At 46.8% G+C, this 26,593-nt stretch carries 14 protein-coding genes and 1 tRNA gene; 12 read left to right on the top strand and 3 right to left on the bottom strand.

The features are described 5' to 3' along the window. Window positions 1-2,700, top strand: a 2,700-nt coding sequence (locus RDP42_RS06850; RefSeq protein ID WP_308763084.1) for an efflux RND transporter permease subunit, incomplete at its 5' end; no start/stop codon positions are given. Window positions 2,701-2,781: 81 nt separating this feature from the next. Here the strand turns inward: RDP42_RS06850 and RDP42_RS06845 are convergent. Further along, entirely contained in the window at window positions 2,782-4,491 is a 1,710-nt protein-coding gene (locus RDP42_RS06845) for a Gfo/Idh/MocA family oxidoreductase (RefSeq protein ID WP_374046934.1), read from the bottom strand. Between the two features lie 599 nt (window positions 4,492-5,090). On the opposite strand from RDP42_RS06845, the gene ilvD reads away from it, so the two are divergent. From ilvD to RDP42_RS06810, 7 genes are all read left to right on the top strand, one after another. After that, window positions 5,091-6,893 carry a dihydroxy-acid dehydratase gene (gene ilvD, locus RDP42_RS06840; protein ID WP_308763083.1) on the top strand — a complete coding sequence of 601 codons (1,803 nt, stop codon included), beginning with the start codon at window positions 5,091-5,093 and terminating at the stop codon, window positions 6,891-6,893. Between the two features lie 10 nt (window positions 6,894-6,903). After that, entirely contained in the window at window positions 6,904-8,601 is a 1,698-nt protein-coding gene (gene ilvB / locus RDP42_RS06835; protein ID WP_308763082.1) for a biosynthetic-type acetolactate synthase large subunit, read from the top strand. A gap of 19 nt (window positions 8,602-8,620) precedes the next feature. Beyond that, the gene (gene ilvN, locus RDP42_RS06830; RefSeq protein WP_204479205.1) at window positions 8,621-9,175 is read left to right on the top strand and encodes an acetolactate synthase small subunit; all 555 of its coding nucleotides are present in this window, start codon (window positions 8,621-8,623) and stop codon (window positions 9,173-9,175) included. A gap of 4 nt (window positions 9,176-9,179) precedes the next feature. Then, window positions 9,180-9,926, top strand: a complete 747-nt coding sequence (locus RDP42_RS06825) for an acyl-[acyl-carrier-protein] thioesterase (RefSeq protein WP_204476352.1) — start codon at window positions 9,180-9,182, stop codon at window positions 9,924-9,926. Between the two features lie 52 nt (window positions 9,927-9,978). Then, window positions 9,979-11,022: a ketol-acid reductoisomerase gene (gene ilvC, locus RDP42_RS06820; protein WP_148330716.1), complete on the top strand. Its 1,044-nt coding sequence runs from the start codon at window positions 9,979-9,981 to the stop codon at window positions 11,020-11,022. Window positions 11,023-11,150: 128 nt separating this feature from the next. Further along, a complete protein-coding gene (locus RDP42_RS06815; RefSeq protein ID WP_374046933.1) occupies window positions 11,151-14,024 on the top strand; it encodes a xanthan lyase in 2,874 nt (957 codons plus the stop codon). 47 nt (window positions 14,025-14,071) lie between these two features. After that, the gene (locus RDP42_RS06810) at window positions 14,072-14,596 is read left to right on the top strand and encodes a nitroreductase (RefSeq protein WP_308763081.1); all 525 of its coding nucleotides are present in this window, start codon (window positions 14,072-14,074) and stop codon (window positions 14,594-14,596) included. A 153-nt stretch (window positions 14,597-14,749) separates the two neighbouring features. On the opposite strand, the gene RDP42_RS06805 is transcribed toward RDP42_RS06810, so the two are convergent. Then, window positions 14,750-17,314, bottom strand: coding sequence for a beta-N-acetylglucosaminidase domain-containing protein (locus tag RDP42_RS06805; RefSeq protein WP_308763080.1), 2,565 nt, complete (start codon window positions 17,312-17,314; stop codon window positions 14,750-14,752). A 358-nt stretch (window positions 17,315-17,672) separates the two neighbouring features. Between RDP42_RS06805 and RDP42_RS06800 the strand changes: the two genes are divergently transcribed. Further along, on the top strand, window positions 17,673-20,867 hold the full coding sequence (locus RDP42_RS06800) for a TonB-dependent receptor (protein ID WP_308763086.1): 3,195 nt from the start codon (window positions 17,673-17,675) through the stop codon (window positions 20,865-20,867). Between the two features lie 11 nt (window positions 20,868-20,878). Continuing rightward, window positions 20,879-22,720 (top strand): RagB/SusD family nutrient uptake outer membrane protein, encoded by a 1,842-nt coding sequence (locus RDP42_RS06795; RefSeq protein WP_308763079.1) that lies wholly within the window; start codon window positions 20,879-20,881, stop codon window positions 22,718-22,720. A gap of 213 nt (window positions 22,721-22,933) precedes the next feature. On the opposite strand, the gene RDP42_RS06790 is transcribed toward RDP42_RS06795, so the two are convergent. Next, window positions 22,934-23,018 (bottom strand) — tRNA-Ser (locus RDP42_RS06790). A 263-nt stretch (window positions 23,019-23,281) separates the two neighbouring features. On the opposite strand from RDP42_RS06790, the gene RDP42_RS06785 reads away from it, so the two are divergent. Next, window positions 23,282-25,288: a cytochrome c biogenesis protein CcdA gene (locus RDP42_RS06785; protein WP_303912430.1), complete on the top strand. Its 2,007-nt coding sequence runs from the start codon at window positions 23,282-23,284 to the stop codon at window positions 25,286-25,288. Window positions 25,289-25,294: 6 nt separating this feature from the next. Beyond that, window positions 25,295-26,590 carry an L-serine ammonia-lyase, iron-sulfur-dependent, subunit alpha gene (locus RDP42_RS06780; RefSeq protein WP_308763078.1) on the top strand — a complete coding sequence of 432 codons (1,296 nt, stop codon included), beginning with the start codon at window positions 25,295-25,297 and terminating at the stop codon, window positions 26,588-26,590. Window positions 26,591-26,593 lie beyond the last annotated feature (3 nt).

The following is a 26,593-nucleotide window of genomic DNA, read 5'->3' as shown; positions in this document are numbered from 1 at the left end:
CCGCTGGTTGCGGCATTGGACGGAGTGTATAAGGTGGAGCTGAGCGGTGCCACGCCCATGGAGTGGCGCATCGTGTACGACAATGTGCAGCTGGAGCGCATCGGGGTGGGGGTACAGGATATCCTGACCGCCATTGAGGAAAGGTACGGCCGTGAGTTTCTGGGGATTTGTGAGCTGGAGACGGCCCGCGGGACGGAATGGATACGGCTGGTGCGTACCACCGAAGGCAGTCCGGAGGGGTTTGTCCCCTCGGAAATTGCGGTGAAGGCGGCCGACGGGAGCATGGTGCCGCTGGACCGGCTGGTCAGGGTGACGCGCACGGAGGAGGAGCCCACATCGTACTACCGCATCAACGGGCTGAACTCGGTGTATCTGTCCGTCACCGCCTCGGAAACGGCCAACCAGCTGGCCCTGGCGGAGAAGGTCAGGAAGGTGATAGCCGAAGCGGAGGCCGTGATGCCGGCCGGGTACGAAATCCATACGGGCTATGATGCCACGGAATACATCTCGAAGGAATTGGACACGATTTATTTCCGTACGGGAATCACCGTGCTGATCCTGTTGCTGTTCGTGGCGGTGATTACGCGCAACCTGCGGTATCTTTTCCTGATAGTGGCCGGGCTGGCGGTGAACATTGCCGTGGCCGTCATCCTGTATTATGCGCTGGGGCTGGAAATTCAGCTTTATTCGCTGGCGGGCATCACCATCTCGCTGAACCTGGTGATAGACAACATCATCGTCATGACCGACCATATTCTGAGAAGGCGCAACCTGAAGGCGTTCATGTCGGTGCTGGCGGCCACGCTGACCACCATCGGGGCGCTGGTCATCATCTTCTTCCTCGACGAGAAGATACGCCTGAACCTGCAGGACTTTGCGGCGGTGGTGATTGTCAACCTGGGCATCTCGCTGCTGGTGGCCCTGTTCTTTGTGCCTCCGATGATAGAGAAAATCGGTCTGCAAAGGGGAAAGCCGGCGCATCCGCGGCTGTGGGTGAAGCGGGGGGCCGTGCATTTCACCCGCTTTTACCGGGGGATGATCGTGCTGCTGAGCCGCTATCGGGCGGTCGCCTTCCTTCTGCTGGTGCTCGGTTTCGGACTTCCGGTGTTCATGCTTCCGGAGAAGATAGAGGACGCGGAGCAGAAGGGGGCATGGGCGGAATGGTATAATAAGATTTTCGACAATACGACCTACCGGGAAGACATCAAGCCTGTAGTGGACAAGGTGCTGGGCGGTTCTCTCCGTCTCTTTGCCGAGAAGGTGTACGACGGCAGCTACTTCAACCGTGACGAGAGCGAGGTGGTGCTGTATATCAACGCCACCCTGCCCAACGGCAGTACGCTGGAGCAGATGAACGTGCTGATCAAGAAGATGGAGACCTACCTGAGCGGGTTCAAGGAGATACGCCAGTTCCAGACATCGGTGTACAATGCGCGCCGGGCGAGCATCCAGGTGTTCTTCAAGAAGGAGTACAGCCATACGGGTTTTCCCTATGTGCTGAAGTCGGACGTGGTGAGCAAGTCGCTGACCCTGGGCGGTGGAAGCTGGAGCGTGTACGGGCTGCAGGACCAGGGCTTCAGCAACGACGTGCGGGAGAGTGCCGGCAGCTTCCGCGTGAAGATGTACGGATACAACTACGACGAGCTGGGCCGCTGGGCGGAGGAGATGAAGAAGCTGCTGCTTTCCCACCGCCGCATCAAGGAGGTGACCGTCAGTTCGGAGTTCTCGTGGTGGAAGGACGACTATACGGAGTTCTATCTGGAGTTTGACAAGCGCAGGATGGCGGAGGAGAACCTGACGGCCTACGACCTGTTTGCGGTGTTGCGTCCGGTATTCATGCGTGACCAGCTGGCGGGCAGCATCCTTTACGACAACGGCGTGGAGTATCTGCGGCTGTCGTCCGCCCAGAGCCGGGACTATGATGTATGGGCTTTCATGTCGGTGCCGTTCCTGGTGAAGGACAAGCAGTACAAGCTCTCCGACCTGGCCGTGCTGGCGAAAGGGCAGGCCCCGAAACAGGTGGCCAAGGAGAACCAGCAGTACAGGCTCTGCCTGCAATATGAGTACATCGGCTCGTCGGAACAGGGCAAGAAACTGCTGGAGAAGGACATCGATACCCTCCGGAAGCGCCTTCCGATGGGGTATACCGTGGAGAGTGATAGTGCCTACTGGAGCTGGGGGAAGGAAGACCACAGTCAGTATTTCCTGTTGCTGATTGTCATTTCCATCATCTTCTTCATTTCGGCCATCCTCTTCAACTCGCTGAGCCAGCCGCTGGCCATCATCTTCGTGATTCCGGTGTCGTATATCGGCGTGTTCCTCACGTTCTATCTGTTCGGCCTGAACTTCGACCAGGGAGGTTTCGCTTCCTTCGTGCTGTTGTGCGGCATTACGGTGAACGCAAGCATCTACATCCTGAACGAGTATAATGCCATCCGCAGGAATTTCCCGGGACTGTCACCGCTGAGGGCCTATACCAAGGCCTGGAACGTGAAGGTCATTCCCATCTTCCTGACGGTGATGTCGACCATCCTCGGTTTCGTGCCGTTCATGATAGGTGACAAGACCCCGTTCTGGTTCCCGCTGGCCGCCGGAACCATCGGCGGACTGGTGATGTCGGTTATCGGTATCTTTATCTATCTGCCGGTATTGAGTGTGTCGGGGACGATTCGGAAAACCATACGGCGGAAAAGAAAATGACCAATGGTCAAGATAAAAGGCTGTCTTCGGGGGAGGAAGACAGCCTTTCTTTGTGAATTGTATGGAAGACTAATACCTTAGTTATTTCAGCAGTTTCTGAGCCTGTTTCAACATCTTTTCAGCTTGTTTTACGGCTTCTTTCAGTTCCTTGCTTTCAGTACCATTGGCTTTTTTCTGAGTCTTGTCCAGTTGCTCTGAAAGCTGCTGGATGTGTGATTCTACTTCTTCTTTCTTTACATCGGCTTTCTTTGACTTAGCCAACCATTCTTTCATACCCTGAGCTTTGAGAGCAAGAGTAGCAGTTTCGGCAGTCAGTTCAGTAGCTGCTTCTTCTTCCGGAGTGGCAAATGCATGGTGGAATCCTTTTACATCGTTCCAGTGTCCGCGAGTAAAGTCCGGGAATGCAACTGCTGCACAGCCGTTGTCCATGGAAATGGCTCCCAGTTCTGCCAGTGAGCACCATTCAGCCAAGTCGTATACATCCATATCCAATGGCAGTCCATTCTGCAGACAGTATACCAAACGGCTGTCCATGATGAAGTCCATACCTCCGTGTCCACCTACTTCTTTGGCCATTTCACCGTATTTCTTCAGAATCGGGTGCTGGTATTTGTCGACCAATGCCTGCATTTCTTTTTCCGGAAGGAATGAGTGAGAGCTCAGGTTGTCTACCTTCGGCTGTACGCCAGAAGCTTTCATCTGATTGGCATCTACTGCATAACCTTCAATCGGATATTTATTGGCGAAACCTTTTGTTCCAGTCAACTGATACAAGCGGTTATAAGGTTGCGGGTTCATCACATCGTGCTGGATTTCGATGACTTTTCCGTTGGCGGTGCGAATCAGGGTAGTGGTGTGGTCACCGTTGCGGAATTCTTTGCAAGGTTCACCAGTTGCTTTTTCTACCAATGCCTTACCGTGTACAGATTTCGTATCCATAGCAACCAAGGTAGTCATACGGTCGCCACGGTGAATGTCGAGTGCTTGAGCTACAGGGCCAAGGCCGTGAGTAGCGTATACGTCGCCGCGGTTTTCCTTGTTGTAACGCAGACGCCAGCCCAATTTGTCTTCTTTCCCATTTTTCCAGTAATAAGGCCAGAAATCATCCAGGTTGTGGATGTAAGCTCCTTGTGCGCGAATTACTTCACCGAACACACCGTGTTGTGCCATGTTCAGGGTATTCATTTCAAACCAGTCATAGCAGCAGTTTTCCAGAATCATGCAGTGCTTGCGGTTCTTTTCTGACAAGTTGATGAGCTCCCAGCACTGTTCCAAGTTCATGGCAGACGGTACTTCGATGGCTACGTTCTTACCATGTTCCATGGCATATTTGGCAATAGGGAAGTGATGGTCCCAGTCGGCTGCGATGTATACCAAGTCGATGTCATCGCGTTCGCAGAGTGCTTTGTAGCCTTCTGCACCTGAATAGATGGCAGCTTCGGGCAGACAAGCTTTCTGAAGGAGTTTTTGGCATCTTTCAGCACGGTCTTTTTCGTAATCACACAAAGCTACGATTTTGGTACCGGCAATGTAGGTGAAGCGTTCTACAGCTCCCGGACCACGCATACCCAGTCCCACGAAACCTACGCGGACTACATTCATTTTAGGAACAGTCAGTCCGAGTGCACATTCTTGTCCGGCCGGACGTTCAGGAGTTTTGATAACGATGGTACCTTTATTCCATTCCCATTGAGTGGAAGGAGAAAGGCTCTGTGCAAGCATTTGAGCCGGTGTACAGGTTAAAGTTAATACGGTGCAAGCACCTAAAAGCAATTTTCCAAAATGTTTCATAGCTTTAGTTGTTTTGATGTTGAATTTTACTGGGGACAAAGATATAAAAAAACATTATTACACAAAAGTTTTTTATATAAAACCTGTACATATTAAAAAGAATAATGATTGATGCTCGTAAAAGAAATAAAATGAATTATCCAAAAAGTAATTAATAAACAAAAAAGGGTTTAATATACCTTATTAATATAGTATATCCTATTATATATTATGGTATAATGTGGCAAGGTGGAACTGTGTGTTTATCTGAAAGTTAAGGGTGGTCTGATTAGAAGGGGCAAATTTTATATTGGATGATAAACTGACAAGAAAAACGTATTGTTTCTTACGAATAATAATTTATTTGAAAAAAAAGTGTCATTTTATTTGCATGTTACAAAAAAGCCTTTACCTTTGCAGCTGTAATAAAACAAGAGATAACAAATATGATTACATTACACACATCCGTGAACTTGGCAGTCCTGCATATTATTCGCGTCCTGGTCGTGGCACCAAGAGGTGAGAAAGGTTCGTGTATGTAATGATATGAAAATGATATTGTAGAAAGCCTTTCTCACCAAGTGTTGAGAGAGGCTTTTTAATTGAAAAGAGAGATGAAAATGAAACATCAGTTACGTAGTTCGATGAGTACCGAAGGCCGCCGTATGGCAGGCGCCAGAGCACTGTGGGTGGCCAATGGAATGAAAAAGGAGATGATGGGAAAACCAATCATCGCAATAGTGAACTCTTTTACGCAGTTTGTACCCGGTCATACACACTTGCATGAGATTGGTCAGCAGGTGAAGGCAGAGATTGAGAAGCTGGGATGCTTTGCGGCTGAGTTCAACACCATTGCCATCGACGACGGAATCGCGATGGGGCATGACGGGATGCTGTATTCTTTGCCTTCGCGTGATATCATCGCCGACAGCATAGAATATATGGTGAATGCACATAAGGCAGATGCCATGGTATGTATTTCCAACTGTGATAAGATTACACCGGGAATGCTGATGGCTTCCATGCGATTGGATATTCCGACGGTGTTCGTGTCAGGTGGACCGATGGAAGCCGGAGAGTGGGGCGGACAGCATCTGGATTTGATTGATGCCATGATTAAGTCGGCCGATACGACCGTGAGTGATGAGGATGTAGCCGAAATTGAACGCCATGCGTGTCCGGGTTGCGGAAGTTGCTCAGGTATGTTTACCGCCAATTCGATGAACTGTTTGAATGAAGCTATCGGACTGGCTTTGCCGGGTAACGGTACGATTCTGGCTACTCATGCCAATCGCAAGCAGTTGTTCAAGGATGCAGCGGCCCTGATTGTGAAGAACGCATATAAATATTATGAAGAAGGAGACGACAGCGTGTTGCCGCGCAGCATTGCAACTCGTGAGGCATTTCTGAATGCCATGACCCTCGACATTGCCATGGGTGGTTCTACCAATACGGTGCTTCACTTGTTGGCGGTGGCTCACGAAGCGGAAGTGGATTTCAAGATGGACGACATTGACATGCTGTCACGTCGTGTACCTTGTCTTTGCAAGGTGGCTCCCAATACACAGAAATATCACATTCAGGATGTGAACCGTGCGGGAGGTATTTTGAATATTTTGGGCGAACTGGCCAAAGGGGGACTGTTGGATACTACCGTACATCGGGTGGACGGTTCCACATTGGCAGAAGCCATTGCCAAATACAATATCTGTCGTCCGGATGTAGATGCAGAAGCACAGCGTATTTATTCAAGTGCACCGGGCGGTAAATTCTGTATCCAGTTAGGGGCACAGAACGCCACCTACAAGGAGTTGGATACTGACCGTGCCAACGGATGTATCCGTGACTTGCAGCACGCGTACAGCAAGGATGGCGGACTGGCCGTATTGAAAGGAAATATCGCTCAAGACGGTTGCGTAGTGAAAACTGCCGGAGTGGATGAAAGTATCTGGAAGTTCTCAGGCCCGGCCAAGGTGTTCGATTCGCAGGAAGCTGCCTGTGAAGGTATCTTGGGTGGAAAAGTAGTCAGCGGTGACGTGGTAGTCATTACTCACGAAGGTCCGAAAGGAGGTCCGGGTATGCAGGAAATGCTGTATCCTACCTCTTATATTAAATCCAAGCATTTGGGTAAGGAATGTGCTTTGATTACCGACGGACGTTTCAGTGGAGGAACTTCTGGCTTGAGCATCGGGCATATTTCTCCGGAAGCCGCAGCCGGAGGCAACATCGGTAAGATTGTAGATGGTGACATCATTGAAATAGACATTCCTAACCGTTCTATCAATGTGAGACTTTCTGACGAAGAACTGGCCCAGCGTCCGATGACGCCGGTGACCCGCGACCGCAAGGTTTCAAAGGCATTGAAGGCATACGCCAGCATGGTGAGCTCGGCAGATAAAGGTGGAGTGAGAATTGTAGAATAAGGAGAAGCTTATGAGTAAAGAAAAGATATCAGGTTCAGAAGCGTTGATGCGCTCGTTGGAGCATGAAGGGGTCAAAACACTCTTCGGCTATCCGGGAGGTGCCATCATGCCGGTGTTCGATGCGTTGTATGACCATCGCGACAAATTGAACCACATTTTGGTTCGTCATGAACAAGGAGCTGCGCATGCGGCTCAGGGTTTTGCCCGTGTATCGGGAGAAGTAGGAGTTTGTCTGGTAACAAGTGGACCGGGCGCTACCAATACAATTACCGGTATCGCTGATGCCATGATTGACAGTACGCCGATTGTGGTGATTGCCGGTCAGGTAGGAGCTTCTCTGCTGGGTACGGATGCGTTTCAGGAAGTCGACTTGGTGGGCATTACACAGCCTATTTCCAAGTGGAGCTATCAGATACGTCGTGCGGAGGATGTGGCTTGGGCGGTTGCCCGGGCGTTTTACATCGCACGGAGTGGACGACCGGGACCTGTCGTATTGGATTTTGCCAAGAATGCGCAGACGGAAATGACAGACTATGAACCAGTGGATTTGGATTTTATCCGTAGTTACGACCCAGATCCGGAAACCGATTCAAAAGCTGTGGCTGAGGCTGTGGCTTTAATCAATGAAGCTAAGCGTCCGCTGGTACTGGTAGGTCAGGGTGTAGAACTGGGAAATGCGCAGCAGGAACTGAAAGAATTCGTGGAAAAGGCAGATATCCCTTGCGGATGTACATTACTGGGGTTGTCGGCATTGCCAAGCAATCATCCTTTGAACAAAGGAATGTTGGGTATGCACGGAAACCTGGGACCGAATGTGAAGACCAACGAATGCGATGTGTTGATTGCAGTGGGTATGCGTTTTGATGACCGTGTAACCGGTAAGTTGGAAACCTATGCCAAACAAGCCAAGGTGATTCATCTGGATGTAGACCCGTCGGAAATCGGGAAGAATGTACCGGTAGATGTGCCGATTTTGGGTAACTGCAAACGGACACTTGCACTGCTCACCGAACTAATTCAGCCGCATAAGCACGAAGAGTGGATTGCCAGCTTCAAACCGTATGAAGAAAAAGAATACACGCAGGTCATCGAAAAGGAAGTGTTCCCGAAAGAGGGACCTATCAATATGGGTGAAGTCGTGAATGCGGTGAGTGAGGCCACTCACAACGAAGCTATCCTGGTAACTGATGTCGGTCAGAATCAGATGATGGCTTGCCGTTACTTTAAATTTAGCAAGCCTCGTAGCATTGTCACTTCCGGCGGTATGGGAACGATGGGATTCTGTTTGCCGGCCGCTATTGGAGCCACATTCGGCCGTACGGACCGTACAGTATGTGCCTTTATGGGAGATGGCGGTTTGCAGATGACCATGCAGGAACTGGGTACAATTATGGAACAGAAGTCGCCGGTCAAGATTATCCTGCTGAATAATAATTACCTGGGCAATGTGCGTCAGTGGCAGGCCATGTTCTTCAACCGCCGCTATTCTTTCACCCCGATGATGAATCCTGACTACATGCAGATTGCATCGGCTTACGGAATTGCCTCACGCCGTGTGATGAATCGTGAGGAATTGAACGACGGTATTCAGGAAATGTTGTCGACCGACGGCGCTTTCTTGCTGGAGGTATGCGTGATAGAAGAAGGAAATGTGTTGCCGATGACACCTCCGGGAAGTTCGGTCAACTATATGTTAATGGAATGTTGAGAGGAGAAGGAGGAAGAATATGGATAATAAAACATTATATACAATCATTGTTCATTCAGAGAATATTGCCGGTATTTTGAACCAGATTACCGCAGTGTTTACCCGTCGCCAGATCAACATCGAGAGTCTGAATGTGTCGGCTTCTTCCATCAAGGGAGTACATAAATACACCATTACTTGCTGGACCACTCCAGATGTGATTGGCAAGGTGGTGACACAGATAGAAAAGAAAATGGATGTGATTCAGGCACATTATTTCACGGACAAGGAAATCTTCCAGCGTGAAGTGGCGATGTATAAGGTGTCCACTCCTGAATTTCAGTCGAATCCGGAAGCATCCAAGGTGATTCGCCGTTACAGTGCCCATATCGTGGAAGTCAATCCGACTTTCTCGATCGTGGAAATGGTGGGAATGAGTGCAGATATCACCTCACTCTATCAGGAACTGAAACAGTTGAATTGTGTGCTCCAGTTTGTGCGTTCTGGTCGTATTGCCGTTTCTACCAGTTGTTTTGAACGGGTGAACGAATACCTGGCACATCGTGAAGAAAGATATCGCAACCAAAAAAAGTGAATGTATGGCAGAAGAAAGTAAAGTAGGTAGTTATCCGTTTGTGGCCGAACCGTTTCATGTGGATTTCATGGAGCGGCTGACAATGGGGGTGTTGGGCAATCATTTGCTGAACTGTGCCGGCTTCCATGCGGCAGACAGAGGATTTGGCATCGCTACGCTGAATGAGAATCATTACACGTGGGTGCTTTCACGTCTGGCAATTGAGATGGAAGAAATGCCGCATGCCTACGAACACTTTACCATACAGACTTGGGTGGAGAATGTGTACCGCCTGTTTACAGACCGTAACTTTGCCATTCTGAACAAGGATGGGAAGCCTATTGGATACGCCCGTTCCATCTGGGCGATGATCAGCATGGAAACGCGTAAGCCGGCCGATTTGCTGACATTGCACGGAGGTTCGATTGTGGACTATGTGTGTCAGAAAGACTGTCCGATTGACAAGCCGGGACGTATCAAGGTGACACATCCGCAGGCGATGGGAGAGTATCGGGTGAAGTATAGTGACATTGACCTGAACGGGCATGTGAACAGCATCAAATACATTGAACATATTCTGGATTTGTTCCCTATGGAAATGTTCCGAAAGAAACAGGTCCACCGGTTTGAGATGGCTTATGTGGCCGAAAGTTATTACGGCGATACGTTGAGCTTCTTCCAGGAGCAGACCGGAGAAAATGAATATGATGTGGAAGTGAAAAAGAACGGCACGGAAGTGGTTGTTCGAAGTAAAGTGATTTTTAGAGATTAAATTAGTATATCAACTTGCAGCCGAAAGGCTGCGTAAAAAGATTGTAAAAACTATGGCAAAAATGAATTTTGGCGGTGTGATTGAAAATGTAATCACTCGCGAAGAATTTCCATTGGAAAAAGCACGTGAAGTATTGAAAGATGAAACCATTGCTGTAATCGGTTACGGTGTACAGGGACCGGGACAGTCATTGAACTTGCGCGATAACGGTTTTAACGTCATTGTCGGACAGCGTCAGGGCAAGACTTTTGAAAAAGCAATCGCTGATGGATGGGTTCCGGGAGAAACTTTGTTCAGCATTGAAGAAGCTTGCAAGAGAGCCACTATCATCATGTGTCTGTTGTCAGATGCCGCAGTGATCTCTGTATGGCCGACTATCAAACCGTGCTTGACTGCAGGAAAGGCTTTGTATTTCTCTCATGGTTTCGCCATCACTTGGAATGACCGTACTGGCGTAGTTCCTCCTAAAGACATCGATGTCATCATGGTGGCTCCGAAAGGTTCAGGTACTTCTTTGCGTACTATGTTCCTGGAAGGACGTGGCTTGAACTCTTCTTATGCGATCTACCAGGATGCTACCGGTAAGGCATACGACCGTACCATTGCATTGGGTATCGGTATCGGTTCAGGTTACCTGTTCGAAACTACTTTCCAGCGTGAAGCTACTTCCGACTTGACTGGTGAACGTGGTTCTTTGATGGGAGCTATCCAGGGATTGCTGTTGGCACAGTATGAAGTGCTCCGTGAAAACGGACATACTCCGTCTGAAGCTTTCAACGAAACTGTAGAAGAGCTGACTCAGTCACTGATGCCGTTGTTTGCAAAGAATGGTATGGACTGGATGTATGCAAACTGCTCTACTACCGCACAGCGTGGTGCCCTCGACTGGATGGGTCCGTTCCACGATGCCATCAAACCGGTAATGCAGAAACTGTATCAGAGTGTAAAATGCGGTCATGAAGCTCAGATTTCTATCGACAGCAACTCTCAGCCGGATTATCGTGAAAAACTGAATGCAGAATTGAAAGCATTGCGTGAAAGCGAAATGTGGCAGACTGCTGTGACTGTACGTAAACTTCGTCCGGAAAACAACTAATCACGGTAGGTGAAAATTATAAGAAAGCCGTTCGGTGTCGGAAGATGCCGGACGGCTTTTTTCGTAAGGTAAGGATGAAAAGAATCTGTGAGATTTTGTTACCTTTGTGCCGGTTCTATAGAATAGAGATGAAAAAAATTGCTATTTTTCTGCTGGGCTGTCTTTGTATGGCAGGGACAGTGTTTGGACAAAGTCTGGAGCAGACCACGGAGCAGCGTCTGAAGGATTTTTTTGCCAATTATGAGACTTCGTATGCGAATATCGGCAAGTGTAAGCTGGAACGCATGGAGCTGGAACATGAAAAGAAGGTATTGCGCGTGTATGCCAATCCGACTTTTGGTTACCAGCCGTTTACGGAAGAGAATGTATCGGCCATCTATCGTTTGTTAAAGCAGTCGCTTCCGGGGCCGGTAAATTATTATACCCTGCAAGTGTATGCAGACGGAAAGCTGATTGAGGACCTGGTGCCTAATGCGTTCCGGAAGAAACAGGACAAGACTCGCTTGTACGGTAAACTGGAGGCGAAAGGAAACCCGTGGGTGACCAATGTGTCGCGTCCGTTTGAAATCAGCCGGGGATTGGAAGGACGGCATGTGGCCGTGTGGCAAAGTCATGGAAAGGTGTATCGGAACGACCGGGATGAATGGCGTTGGCAGCGTCCGCGCTTGTTCTGCACTACGGAAGATTTGTTTACCCAATCGTTTGTGGTACCGTATCTGATTCCGATGCTGGAAAATGCTGGAGCCGTAGTTTTCACTCCGCGTGAACGCGACTGGCAGCGGCACGAGGTGATTGTGGATAATAACACTTGTACGCCGGGTAGCCATTATCTGGAAGTGGAATACAAAAAATATACGTGGAAGGATACGGGTCAGCCGGGATTTGCTCAAAAGTATCAGCAGTATCCGGATAACTATAATCCTTTCAAGGATGGTACGGCGAGGTACATTGCGACCCAAAACCAGCCGGAAAAGGCTTTTGCCGAATGGATTCCCAACATCCCGGAAAAAGGAAAATATGCGGTGTATGTCAGTTATCAGACACTGCCGGAAAGCGTGTCGGATGCTAAATACTTGGTCTTCCACAACGGAGGAGTTACTGAGTTCAAGGTGAACCAGCAGATGGGGGGAGGTACCTGGGTGTATTTGGGTACCTTTGAGTTCGACAAAGGCCGGAACGATTACGGCATGGTGGTGCTGAGCAACGAGAGCTCCCAAAAGGGAGTGGTCTGTGCCGATGCAGTCCGTTTTGGCGGCGGCATGGGAAACATTGTCCGTGGCGGACAGGTGAGTGGAGTGCCCCGTTACCTGGAAGGGGCACGCTATTGGGCACAATGGGCCGGCATGCCTTATGTGGTGTACAGCAAGAGCCAGGGAGAAAATGATTACAATGACGATATCAATGCTCGTTCGCTGATGGTGAACTACCTGAGTGGCGGGTCGGTGTACAATCCTTCGGAAGAGGGATTGAAGGTGCCGTTTGAAATGACGCTGGGATTGCACAGCGATGCGGGGTTCAAAACGGATGATGAACTGGTGGGTTCATTAGGCATTTATACGACTGACTTCAACGACGGGAAACTGAATTGCGGTATCTCTCGTTATGCGTCGCGCGACCTGACAGACATGGTGCTGACAGGATTGCAGCGGGACATCGCTTCTCGTTTTGGGGTGCAGTGGGCCCGGCGGAGCATGTGGAACCGGAACTACAGCGAGACCCGTCTGCCGGCAGTGCCTTCCATGATTCTGGAATTGCTCTCCCATCAGAACTTTGCCGATATGCAGTGGGGACACAATCCCGATTTCAAGTTTACGGTGGGACGTTCAGTCTATAAATCCATTTTGAAATATCTTTCTACCATGCACGGTACCGACTATGTGGTGCAACCGCTTCCGGTGAATCATTTTGCCATCCGGGAAGGAAAGAAGAAAAATACTTTTACTCTGAACTGGAATCCGGTAGAGGATGTGATGGAGCCTACGGCCAAACCGCAGGGTTATATCGTCTATACCCGTATCGGTTACGGCGGATTTGACAACGGAGTATATGTACGCAAACCGGAATACACGGTGAAAGTCGAACCGGGACTGGTGTACAGTTTCAAGGTGACGGCCGTCAACAAGGGAGGAGAAAGTTTCCCTTCGGAAATTTTGTCGGCCTATAAGGCCAAACGAAGCAAAGGCACGTTGCTGATTGTGAACGGATTCGATGCTACCTCTGGTCCGGCGGAAGTCAACTCGGCTTTGCTGCAGGGCTTTGACCTGAAGTCGGACCCGGGCATTCCTTACGGGCAGACTCCTGCTTATTGCGGCTACCAGCAAGGATTCAATCGCGACAAAGCGGGACTGGAGACTGGTGACGGGCTGGGAGTCAGTGACAATGCCTTAGAAGGAAAATTGATTGCGGGAAATACCTATGATTATGTGTTTGTGCATGGCAAGGCCATTCAACGGGCCGGACGCTATTCGTTCGTTTCCTGTAGTGACGAAACTTTGGAGAGTGGAAGTACAGACCTGAGTCTGTATGACATGGTAGATTTGATTTGTGGAGCCGATCCCAAATCCTTCTCTTCGGCTATGCAGGAAGCTCTTACCCGTTACTGCCGACAGGGCGGACGTTTGCTGGTGAGCGGTTCTGCGTGGGGAGCAAATTTGCAAAAGGGAGACTTTGGCAAGGATGTGCTGAAGTGCATGTATGGCGGTCGTTTCAGTAACCAGACTTCCTCTTCTTTGCAGGGAGCAGGGGTACAGTTCCAGGTAGAAGGGGGAGCTAATGAAACGGTTTATGCCGTTCCTTCCATGGAATGTGTGCTGCCTGCAGCTGGGGCCTATTCATCTTTTGTGTATACCAAGGGAAATTATGGGGTAGGAACCGTATATCGTGGAGAAGATTACCGTACCTTTGTATTGGGTTTCCCCTTGGAATGTGTGGAAAACACCGACGTACGCAATCACTTGATGCAGACTGCTGTGACCACGCTTTTGTCCAAGAAAAAACGCTGATTCAGTATAAAGAAAGGAATTAAGTAACCATCAATAAATGTATCGATATGGAAAAAGATTTTTTGAAGGTCATTGAAACACGGCGCAGTTGCCGCAAGTATAAACCGGAACAGATTACGGATGAAGAGTTGAAGGCTGTGCTCGAAGCAGGTACTTATGCTCCGACTTCACGCGGTATGCAGTCGCCTTATATTGTGGCTGTACAGAAAAAAGAAGTGTTGGCCAAGCTGGCTAAGATGAATGCGGAAATCATGGGAGTTACTTCCAATCCTTATTACGATGCGCCTACTTACGTGCTGGTTTTTGTGCCTTCATTGGCCAACAATCCGGTACAGGACGGCAGTTGCGTGTTGGAAAACATGATGTTGGCAGCACATGCCTTAGGATTGGGCAGTTGCTGGATTCACCGGGAACGCGAGATGTTTGCCACAGAAGAAGGCAAGCAGCTGATGGAAGAATGGGGACTTCCCGAAGGGTTGATGGGTATCGGTGCCCTTGCGTTGGGCTATCCCGACGGAGAACCCGCTCCGGCAAAACTGCGTAAACTGGACTATTTCCGGGTGATAAAATAAGACGAAAAAAAACGCAAGGGCGTTTTGGTCAAAATGTCCTTGCGTTTGATTCAAAACGCCTTTGCGTTTTCCCTTAAACGCCCTTACGTTTTACTTGAAACGTCCTTGCGTTTGGGTAGAAACGCAAGGGCGTTTTTTATGACTCGTTTTTTATCAGTTAATCGGCACAATTTCAAAGATTTCTGCCTTTCCTTCCAGACGAATCTGACAGACATTCTTGTCGGCCAGTTCGATTCTTGCATAAGGAGTTTCAATCATGGTTTCAGACAGTATCTTGCTTTTTTTGTCCAGCTGCACGCATTTTATCGGGGCAGACAACTGGTTCATCAGTAAGGTGTAGGCTTTGACATCCTTGTTCACTTCGAACGCAATCACTTTTGTGCTTTGGTAAGAGGTGGAGAGATTGTTGTCGAAAGCATAAACCGCTTTGCTCAGTGTATCCGCCTCAAGCGTAAAGCCAAGATTGTCCGGACGGAGTGGGTTTACATCGAACGAGCGGACAGAAGCATAATTGGTGCGTTTGGAATCCAGTCGTTTCAGGCGGACGTAGCGTGCTTTTTCCGGAGCCCCCTGCCAGTGGATGATGTATTGCTGGTTCAGCTCGCCGGTGAGTGCTTTCCAGTTTTGTCCATCGGCAGAACATTCCACTACGGCATGGTCAAAATAGTCCACATCGTCTTTGGAATTTCTTCCTTGAAGAATGGAGATTTCCGTCACATCACGTACGTCGCGCAAGTCTACTCCAATCCAGTCGTTCGGCTTTTGAGCGATTCCGGAAGTATAGAAAGTTGTAGAATCATTGTCGAACATCAGTTTGGTTTGTACGGTATGCGCACTGCTGAAAGAGCCGATACCTTTGTAGTCGTTGGGTACCTTCCCCGAAAGTTTCTTCAGGTATCCGTGTGCCATGTCGTCCATTGCATACTCATAGAACGGCTGAAGCTTCAGTGTGCCCGACTTGTGGGCTTCGTAGTTTTTCCGGTCTTCCGCCGTCATGATGTTTTGTATGTATTTCGTCCAGAAAAGCGCATCGTCCTGACCGGAACGGTATATACGGGCCAGTTCGATGGCTTGCTTGCCGCGTGTACCCAGTTTTCCGAATTCTGTCAGCCAAGGCCGGAGTTCATTGAGCAACGCTTTGTTCTGGCAACCGTTTTCCATGCGTGCAGGAACACTCTCTACTTTCTTGAATTCTTCTTCCAAGGCGTTGGCTGCCGCATCGTTCCAGTCGGCAATGCGGAAAGTCTTTGTTTCCCACGATTCATCCCGCCGGTATCCGTTTTCGGTATCACTGGAGTGGATGGCGAAGGTGCGATATGCATCAGTGGCATCGGGTACCAGTTCGGCCAGTCCCCGTTCCCAGTTGTCAATGGCGTTGTAGTCGGCGATGTTCCAAGCGTAGTCGGCCACTCCATATAAGGCCAGCTTGGAGGCTTCACCGTGTTCCATCGGATTGCTGATCACGCCGCAAGTCTCCTGGGCTGTCAGGCTGGTATCCAGTCCATAGACCGGTCCCTGGAGCAGGAAGTTACGGATGTAGTCGGTCACCGGATAGTTCCACCAATAGTAAGCCGGACGTTTGATACGGGAGTTGATGAAGTCGAGGGTTTCGGGTGTCAGGTCACTACATACCACGTCACCTGTCCAGAACACCTTGATTTCAGGATTCAGGGTTTTTCCGTAAATGGCCAGGCTGCCTTTTTCGGTCGGATTGGCCCAAAGTTTGGAGTAGTCGGTCGGGCAGACGGTCAGCGGAGACACATCTCCTTTTACCTTCACGAACTCTTCAGTCAGACGGTTCAGCAATTCCGTTTGCTTCAGTGGGTTGGTACCCTCGCCCGAAATATCGTCGAAGAAGATGGCAAAATGACGGACTCCCAAGTCGTACATCCAGTTGAACTTGTTGATCAGGTTCTGATAATCCTCTTCATTCCATTTGATGTCCTGTCCCGGATGAATGGCCCACACAAAGTCTACATAATTCCGGTTGCTGGCATCTACCAGTTCCTTGATGTGCTGTGCTTCTTTTTCCGGATAGGGCAGACGCCAGTTCGGGCAGCTGTGGTAAGGGTCGTCTTTAGGACCATATAAATAGGTATTCATTTTGAACTTTCCGTAGAAGTCAATCAGCGACAGGCGAACTTCATGTGACCAGGGCGTGCCGTAGAAACCTTCCACCACACCGCGGTTGGGCAAGTCCGGATAATCGTTGATTTCCATGCAGGGCAGCGTACCTTGGGAAGCGACCGGACTTTCGGTCAGTTGTTTCAAGGTCTGGATGCCATAGAAAGCTCCTCGTGCATCGTATCCGGTGAGGATAATTTCTTTTGGGTTGATAATTAGGGAGTAAGCTCCGGAGACTTCTTTTACCTGGGCTTTACGAGCTGCTTTGGGTCCGAAATCAATGGTAAGCTTGACACCCTTTTTATTCGTAGGCAGGAAATCCAGATAAGCTGAAAATTTATGCTGCTTGTCTTTCAGGTTAATACCTTGTAAAATGGGGCAGGTATTCTCTTTGTTTACTTTTAATTGATGAGGCGTAGGGTTAATGATAAGTCCCTGATGGTCTATCTTTTTCCCCGGTACAGCTCGTACGTCCTGCTTTTCAGAACGCTGGGACGAAAGATCAAAGTCTGCTTCTTGTGCTGATAAAGTTCCGTACATGAAAGTGCACAATAATCCGGCAGCCATGCATTTTGCATAATGATTCATTTTCATAACAATGGATGTTTTAGGTAATGACAAGGTGTTTGTCTGATTAATACTCTCATTCAAAGGTACGATTTGTTTCTGAATCGTGCAAATAGTGTATAGAATATTGTTAGTTTTCTTTATTACAAATGTTTTGTAAATAAAGAATGAACATTAAATGAAAGATTAATTTGAAATATATTTAATTATTTGTTGTGATATTAATATAAAATAAATATCTTTGGGCCATGTAGTAAATTATATTGCATTAACCTAAAATCAAATTATGAAAAGAACAGAGTTTAAACTCTTGGCAATAACGATGCTGTTGTCAGGATTTTCGGTGGGTTACGTTCATGCCGAAACTCACTCGGAAGCAGTGAGGATGTACGCACCTCAACAAGAAAACCAATGTAAAGGAGTGGTTTTAGATGAAACCGGTGAAAGTATAATTGGAGCCTCGGTTTTGGTGAAGGGAACTTCCAATGGAACTATAACCGACTTGGATGGTAATTTTTCCATTCCAAATGTAAAAAAGGGAGATGTGATTGTCATTTCTTTTGTCGGTTATAAGAACGTGGAAGCTGTATGGAATGGTACAGACCTTAGAATTACCTTAAAGAGTAATACGGAAGAGCTTGATGAAATTGTAGTGGTAGGTTATGGCGTTCAAAAGAAGGTAAATCTTACTGGTGCTGTTTCTTCTGTAAAAGGAGATGCTTTTGAAACTCGTCCTATTGCAGATGCTACACAAGGTTTGCAGGGTATGGTGCCGGGATTGACGGTAAGTAATAATAGTTCAGGTAGACCAGGTGCTACAGGTACGTTGACTTTGCGTGGGCAAGGTAATTTGTCGGGGAATGCTTCTCCATATATATTGGTAGATGGAGTGGAAATGGAATTATCCGATGTAAATCCTAATGATATAGAAAATATTTCAGTATTGAAGGATGCTGCTGCTTGTTCTATTTATGGAGCACGTGCTGCTTACGGTGTGATTTTGGTTACTACCAAAAAAGGTAAGGAAGGAAAAATGCGTGCAAATTATCAGGGGACCGTAGGGTGGAGTACACCTACTGTATTACCTGATATGGTTAACTCACTTGACTTTGTGAAATTCTGGAATGATGGAGTAAATAATGCGGGAGCGGGTGGTCGTGCCTATTCAGCAGAGAAAATAGCCCAGCTTGAACAGTATATGAGAGATCCTTCAAGTATGAATCCCTGGGCTGATTTGAAACCCGGACAATCATTGAATGCGGCCTTTGAGAACTCAGAACTTGGTTTGGGTAACACGGATTATTTTGATTTGCATTACAAAAACTTCAGTTTCAAGCAAAGTCACAATTTAAGTTTCAGTGGTGGCAATAAGAAGGCCCAGTATTATGTTTCTGCAGGTTATTATAACGAAGATGGTATATTGAGGTATGCGGATATGGATTATGCCCGCTATACGGTGAATGCAAATATCACTTCTGAACTGACCAAATGGATGAAGGTGAAATTCAATACCAAATTCATGCATTCGGACAATAAAACGCCATTCAATCAGGGAACAGTAAATGGAGTATCTCTTGATGGAGGTCTGTCGGAAGGTTTTTATCATAGCTTGGCGCGTTTTCGTCCTACAGTATCTCCTATAGATCCAAATGGACATTTCACAGAATTGTCAATGGTGCCTTATTTGCAAAGTGGAACATATACGGATACACAGAATGACCGTTTCAACTTTACTACAGGACTGGAGTTCCAGCCAGTCAAGAATTGGTTTATTTTCTTTGATTATACTTATAAACAAGAGAATATGGAGTATGAGGCTTTAAATGTAGCTCCATACATTTATGAACAAGATGGTGTGACGTTGACTAAGGTGGCGCGTTCTGAATTGGGGGTATCAGCTGACGGTCAGTTTACGCGTGCGTATGCCAATACAAGATATCAGAGTATCAATCTTTATACCAACTACATGTTTTCATTGGCTGATAAGCATAACTTTACAGTTATGGCTGGTTACCAGGAAGAAAACAATGATTTTAGCTGGATGAAGAATTCGATTACCGGGCTGTATTCTACAGCTAATCCAAATGTCAGTATGGGTACGGGTGATAAGATTGTGGTGGATACGCGTAACGGATGGGCTACACGAGGATTCTTCGGTCGTATCAATTATGATTTCGACGGAAAATACCTTGTGGAAGTGAACGGACGTTATGACGGTTCTTCACGTTTTGCCAGTCACAGCAGATGGGGATTTTTCCCTTCCGTATCATTGGGATGGAATATTCATCGTGAAAAATTCATGCAGAAGGCCGAAGGATTCTTGTCAAATCTGAAACTAAGAGTTTCTTATGGATTGTTGGGTAATCAAGCCAATGCGGCATTGTATACATTTGCTTCTACAATGAGTATCAATAACAGTTTGGGCAACTATATATTTAGTGACGGGCGTCACATGTACACGAATCCTCCGGCCGTAGTAAATCCCAATACTACATGGGAGAAGGTGGAAAGTAAGAATATCGGTCTTGACTTTGGCTTCTTTGGCAATGCCTTGACGGGAACTCTGGATATTTTCCAGCGAGATACGAAAGATATGTTGGGACGTGGACATGAGTTTCCCGATATGTTTGGTGCGGATGCTCCTCAGGAAAACAACGCCAATTTGCGTGACAGAGGATGGGAATTATCGTTAAACTATAGAGGTAAGATTGGTAGTGATATTGATTATAGTATTGGTGGATCTATTTCGGATGCAGTGACTAAAGTTATGCAATATTCGTCAAAAGAAAATGATCCCGCAAACACTTGGTATGCAGGTAAAACCTACGGAGAAATATGGGGGTATCGTACGGATGGATTGATACAGACGCAAGAAGAAGCCGATGCATATAATAAAGCGTATGACATGACCTACTTTAGTGGAAAACTTTGGGAGCCAGGAGACGTGAAATATGTAGATCTTGATGGAAAAGTGGGGGAAGATGGAAGAAAAATTATAGACCGTGGAAGTAACATCTTGGGTAATATGGGTGATATGACCGTCATCGGTAACACTACCCCTCGTTACCAATATACCGTGAATGGGTCAATCAGCTGGAAAGGATTGAGTTTGAGTTTGATGTTCCAGGGAGTAGGCAAACGTGATTGGAATCCAAGCGGTGTTTATTTCTGGGGTTCCAGCTCTTTTGCACAGGTTACAGTATTCAAGGAACACATGGACTATTGGCGTCCGGATAATCCGGGTGCTTATTATCCGAAACCTTATATTAATAGTGCGGGTGGAGTAGCGCCTTTCCAGAATAAAAATACACAGCCTACCGACCGTTATTTGCAGAATGCAGCATATTGCAGATTGAAGAATCTTACATTGAGTTATACATTGCCTGACGTATGGGTGAAGAAATTGGCTTTGCAGAAAGTACAGGTATTCTTCTCTGGCGAAAATTTGTTGACTTTCACCAAACTGAAAGGTATGTTTGACCCGGAAGCTATATTTACTTCCAATACCTATACTGCAGAAGGTGGTAAGAACTATCCTATGAACAAGGTCTTGTCTGTAGGGCTGATTGTTAACTTATAATGCATTGAAATATGAAAAAAATAAATATACTTTTAGCAGTGGCTTTTTCCTTTGGATTAGCCGGATGTTATGATTTGGATAAGATGCCGGAAGGGGTACTTTCTACGGCAGACCCGTTTCAGAGTGTGGGCGAAATGAGAAATTATATAGACCGTTATTATGAAAGTGGCTTGATAGGGCAAGGATTCATGGCCGGTGGCGGTGGTGGTATCGCAGGTCAGGATTATGACAGTGACAACATGAGTAGTATGGCAGCTAATACACGACTGATGGGGCAGACTGCATTGAGTAATGCTGTTGAATTGTCAAACTATACCTATATTAGAAATATAAACTATCTGCTTAATAATATCGAAAATTGCCCCGAGAAAGGTAGTGTGGAATATAACCAACTCAAGGGAGAAGCGTTGTACTTCCGTGCATGGTATTATTATAGAATGTTTATTGATTATGGAGAACTGGCATGGGTAGACAAACCTTTGGATCCCGACATGGAGGTGATGATGTTGCCCCGGGAAAGCCGTACGTTCATTGTCGACAAAATTCTTGAGGATTTGGGTAATGCCAGGGATTTGATGGGTGAACAGAATAATTCATCTTCCATGAGACTCCATCGGGATGTGGCTCGTGCATTGATCAGTGAAGTAGCATTGTTTGAGGCTACGTGGGAACGCTATCATTATGCAAAAGAAAAAGATAAATCTGAAAAATTCTATGATTATACTTTGAGTGAAGCTGATTTGAATGCGAAGATTGAAAGCTATCTTGAAACGGCAATCAAAGCTTGTCAGGAAGTGGAAGCGCGGGGCGTTTGGAGGATTTATAATACAGGTGACATTAGTAATGACTATCGTAAGCTTTTTGATACCCCGGATCTTACGACCAATCCGGAAGTTTTGTGGTTTAAAATGTACGATGGTGACAAGGTAGGAAACAGTGTGACTCGTTATTTGAATACAGGAGGTGGAAATATTGGTATATGTGCTTCGCTGGTAGACGATTATTTGTCGAGAGATGGTAGACCCTTATATGGTAATGAGTTGCTGGGGTTAAAGAAAAACTATCCTAATGAGTTGGATCCTGCGAATCGTGATCCACGCTTGGCTCAAACAGTAGCATTTCCTGGTCAACGCATGAAGCCGGAAAGAGATGGTAATCCATACATACTTCAATGGCCTTCTTTGGCTGGAGATGGTACGGCGTTCGGAACAAATCTTACAGGTTATGTGATGCTCAAACATGTAGAAATAGACTGTGCAGGAGACTATATCAGTGAATACAAAGGAACGACTCCGGCTATCCAGTTCCGCTATGCAGACATCCTGTTGAATCATGCGGAAGCTTTGGCTGAGCAGAATGGTGAGGCTAATGCCACTACAATTAAGAATGTACTGCAACCATTGCGTGATCGTGCCGGTATGCCTGCTGTGGATTTTGACAGGGAATATAATACGGATGCAAGTTATCCGTTCAAGAATCTGAACAAATATGTGCAGGCTGTCCGTCGTGAAAGAAGAGTTGAAACGGCCTTGGAAGGAAAACGGTTGAAAGATATCTTGCGCTGGGCTGCAGCTGAAGAACTTATTATAGGTAAGGTTCCTATGGGAGCATTGTTTATTGGTAGTAATTTGCCACAGCATTATGGTTCAGAATTGAAATACGATTTGGCAAGTGACAATAACCTGTTCCTGACAGGAAATCCGGGAGATGCCCTTCGTTATATTTTGCCAGTACCTCCTTCTTCAATGCCGGAGGGATGGCAGTTTAAGTCTAACAGAGATTATCTGCAGCCTATACAGGAGAGAATGTTGAATTTGATGGATGGATTATGGAAACAGAATCCTGGGTGGTAATTCGTTCTTGATGAAAGTTAAAGAAAAAGAGGCGTTCAAATAGAATAGCCTCTTTTTTTATGTCAATTCTGTAACGATTTAGTAACGGAACTTTGTCTGAAGTGGGCATTTAAATGTCTTTCGGTTGTCCACCGGATAAATAGAAAAAGTCCCGTAAAACGTTGATTTTACGGGACTTGTCTTAATTTGACTACCTAATGTCTTAGGTTTCAGCGGAGAGACAGGGATTCGAACCCCGGGTACCTCGCAGTACAACGGTTTTCAAGACCGCCGCAATCGACCACTCTGCCACCTCTCCAAAACTCCAATTGGGAGTGCCTTGTTTTTCAAAGGCGGTGCAAAGGTAGGTAATATTTTTTATTTAGCAAATGTTTTTGTGATTTTTTCGTCAATACCGTTCCGTAAGGATTCAAGAAGAAGCATTCCGAATGTAAAAATTGTCGTATTTGAAATAAAAAACAAGATTGAATCATAGTCAGTCCTACATTCCCTTTGGAAAAATGATTATCTTTGCGCTACTTTTATAGAAAATAGTTTTATTACATCACCAAGTGCATATTTATGAATAAGAAGATTTTTCTTAGCTGGCTTTTGATGGCCATTTTAAGTTTGCCGGTATTCGCCCAAATACAAGAACCGGTGAAGTTTAAAACCGAGTGGAAATCTGTATCCGCTAATGAAGTAGAAATTGTGTTCACCGGAAAAATGGAAAAAGGGTGGCATGTATACTCTACGGATTTACCGGAAGGGGGACCTGTTTCAGCTACTTTTAATGTGGATAAATTGGAAGGAGCGGAATTGGTTGGAAAACTGAAACCTGCGGGGAAAGAAATCGACAAAATGGATCCGATATTTGGTATGCAGGTCCGCTTTTTTGAAGGGACAGCTACCTTTGTGCAGAAACTCAAACTGAAAGGTGGGAAATACGAAGTGAGCGGTTATTTGCAGTACGGTGCTTGTAATGATGAAAACTGTTTGCCTCCTACCAATGTAGATTTCTCTTTTAAGGGAGAGGCAGCTGGTGGACAGGCTGTAGCATCGGCTACTGCTGAAGCCGAAATGTCTGATACGGCAGATTCCGATTCATTGGCACTGACTCCGCTTCAAATAGGTGCGAACTCGAATAATGTGGAAACCTCCGATTACTGGAAACCTGTTATCGAAGAGCTGAAAGCATTTGGCGGAAATGTGAATAATGAATCACGCTCATGGCTTTATATCTTTTTTGCGGGATTTGTAGGCGGATTGTTGGCATTGTTCACTCCTTGTGTATGGCCGATCATTCCGATGACTGTCAGCTTCTTCTTGAAACGTACCAAGGACAAACGGAAAGGAATTCGTGATGCGTGGACGTATGGAGCTTCTATTGTCGTGATTTATGTGGCTTTAGGACTGGCTATCACCTTGATCTTTGGAGCCAGTGCCTTGAATGACCTCTCTACGAGCGCCATCTTTAATATTTTCTTCTTCCTTATGTTAGTGGTGTTTGCCGCTTCTTTCTTTGGCGCATTTGAAATCACACTTCCTTCAAAGTGGAGCAACGCCGTGGATAGCAAGGCTGAACAGACGACTGGGTTGCTGAGTATTTTCCTGATGGCCTTCACCTTGTCACTGGTATCTTTCTCTTGTACCGGTCCGATTATCGGTTTCTTGCTGGTGGAAGTTTCTACTTCAAATAGCATTGTGGCTCCAGCCATTGGTATGCTGGGATTTGCCATTGCTTTGGCTTTGCCGTTCACTTTGTTCGCGTTGTTCCCGTCTTGGTTGAAATCTATGCCGAAATCCGGAGGATGGATGAATGTCATCAAAGTCACATTGGGATTCTTGGAACTGGCCTTTGCGTTGAAGTTCCTTTCTGTGGCCGATTTGGCGTATGGATGGCGTTTGCTCGACCGTGAGACCTTCCTGGCTTTGTGGATTGTGATTTTTGCTTTGCTGGGTATGTATCTGTTGGGTAAAATCAAGTTCCCGCACGATGGAGATGATAATAAGGTAAGTGTGCCGCGGTTCTTCTTGGCACTTTTCTCATTGGCATTCGCTGTATACATGATACCTGGATTGTGGGGAGCTCCGCTGAAAGCTGTCAGCGCTTTTGCACCTCCTATGCAGACACAGGATTTCAATCTGTACAAGAACGAAGTACATGCGAAATTCAATGATTTTGATGCAGGTATGGAATATGCCCGTCAGCAGGGAAAACCGGTGATGATTGACTTTACGGGTTATGGTTGTGTGAACTGTCGTAAGATGGAACTGGCTGTATGGACAGACCCGACGGTCAGCAAGATTCTGAATGATGACTATGTATTGATTACGCTGTATGTAGACGAAAAGACGAAATTGCCGGAACCGGTCAAGGTGACAGAAAATGGCACAGAGCGCACTTTGCGTACGGTTGGTGATAAATGGAGCTATTTGCAGCGTTCTAAATTCGGAGCCAATGCCCAGCCTTTCTATGTGTTGATTGACAATGAAGGAATGCCGTTGAACAAGTCTTATTCGTATGACGAAGACATTCAGAAATACGTGGAATTCTTGCAAACAGGATTAAAGAACTATAAAAAATAACAGATAATGATTTCGCAGTCAGAAAGAGAACGTATTATCGCACTGATCAAGCGGGAAGTCGTTCCGGCTATCGGCTGTACGGAACCCGTAGCTGTGGCTCTTTGTGTGGCTAAAGCTACGGAAGTTCTGGGATGCCGTCCGGAAACAATTACGGCTCAGCTTAGTGCTAATATTTTGAAGAACGCCATGGGAGTGGGAATCCCTGGCACAGGGATGATTGGGTTGCCTATTGCCATTGCTTTGGGAGCTTTAAAAGGCAAATCAGAATATGGTTTGGAAGTTTTGAAGGACATTACTCCGGAAAGCGTGGAAGAAGGCAAGCAGATGATTGCCGGTCAAGGCATAAAGATTGAGCTGAAAAAAGACATTGAAGAGAAATTGTATATTGAAGTGACTTGTACGGCTGGGAAGGATACAGCTACGGCTATCATCAGTGGAGGACATACGAACTTCGTATATGCGGAACGGAATGGTGAGGTCTTGTTTGATCATAGAGAAAAGGCCGGAGCCGAAGCGGATGTGGAAGAAGTGGATTTGAATCTGAAAAAGGTGTATGATTTTGCTACAACTGCTCCGTTGGACGAAATCCGTTTCATCCTTGAGGCTAAGCGGCTGAACTTACAGGCGGCTGAACGTTCTTTCCAAGGAAATTATGGTCATGAATTAGGTAAAATGTTGCGCAGCAGCCAGGAAGAGCAGCATATCATGGGAAGCAATACGTTTACCCATATTCTTTCTTATACATCGGCTGCATGTGATGCCCGTATGGCCGGTGCCATGATTCCGGTGATGAGTAATTCAGGCAGTGGAAACCAAGGTATCGCTGCTACTCTTCCTGTGGTGGTTTTTGCACAGGAAAATCAGAAATCAGAGGAAGACTTGATTCGTGCCTTGATCTTGAGCCATCTGACGGCAATTTACATCAAACAGAACTTGGGACGCTTGTCTGCCCTATGTGGTTGCGTGGTGGCAGCTACAGGTAGCAGTTGCGGAATCACTTACCTGATGGGAGGCGAGTATAAGCAGGTAGCGTATGCTGTGCAGAACATGATTGCCAATCTGACGGGAATGATTTGTGACGGTGCCAAGCCAAGCTGTGCGTTGAAGTTGACCAGCGGCGTTTCTACGGCAGTTTTTTCAGCCATTTTAGCCATGGAAGGTAAATGTGTAACTTCTGTGGAGGGAATCATTGAGGACAATGTGGATTACAGTATCCGCAACCTGACCAAGATTGGTTCAGAAGGAATGAACGAAACAGATAAGCTGGTACTGGATATTATGACGCACAAGCATTGTGACTGAGTG

The sequence above is a fragment of the uncultured Bacteroides sp. genome (genome assembly GCF_902472605.1).
GTDB lineage: Bacteria > Bacteroidota > Bacteroidia > Bacteroidales > Bacteroidaceae > Phocaeicola.
The sequence above is the reverse complement of the archived record's forward strand: the minus strand, read 5'-3'. Positions and strand labels throughout refer to the sequence as shown.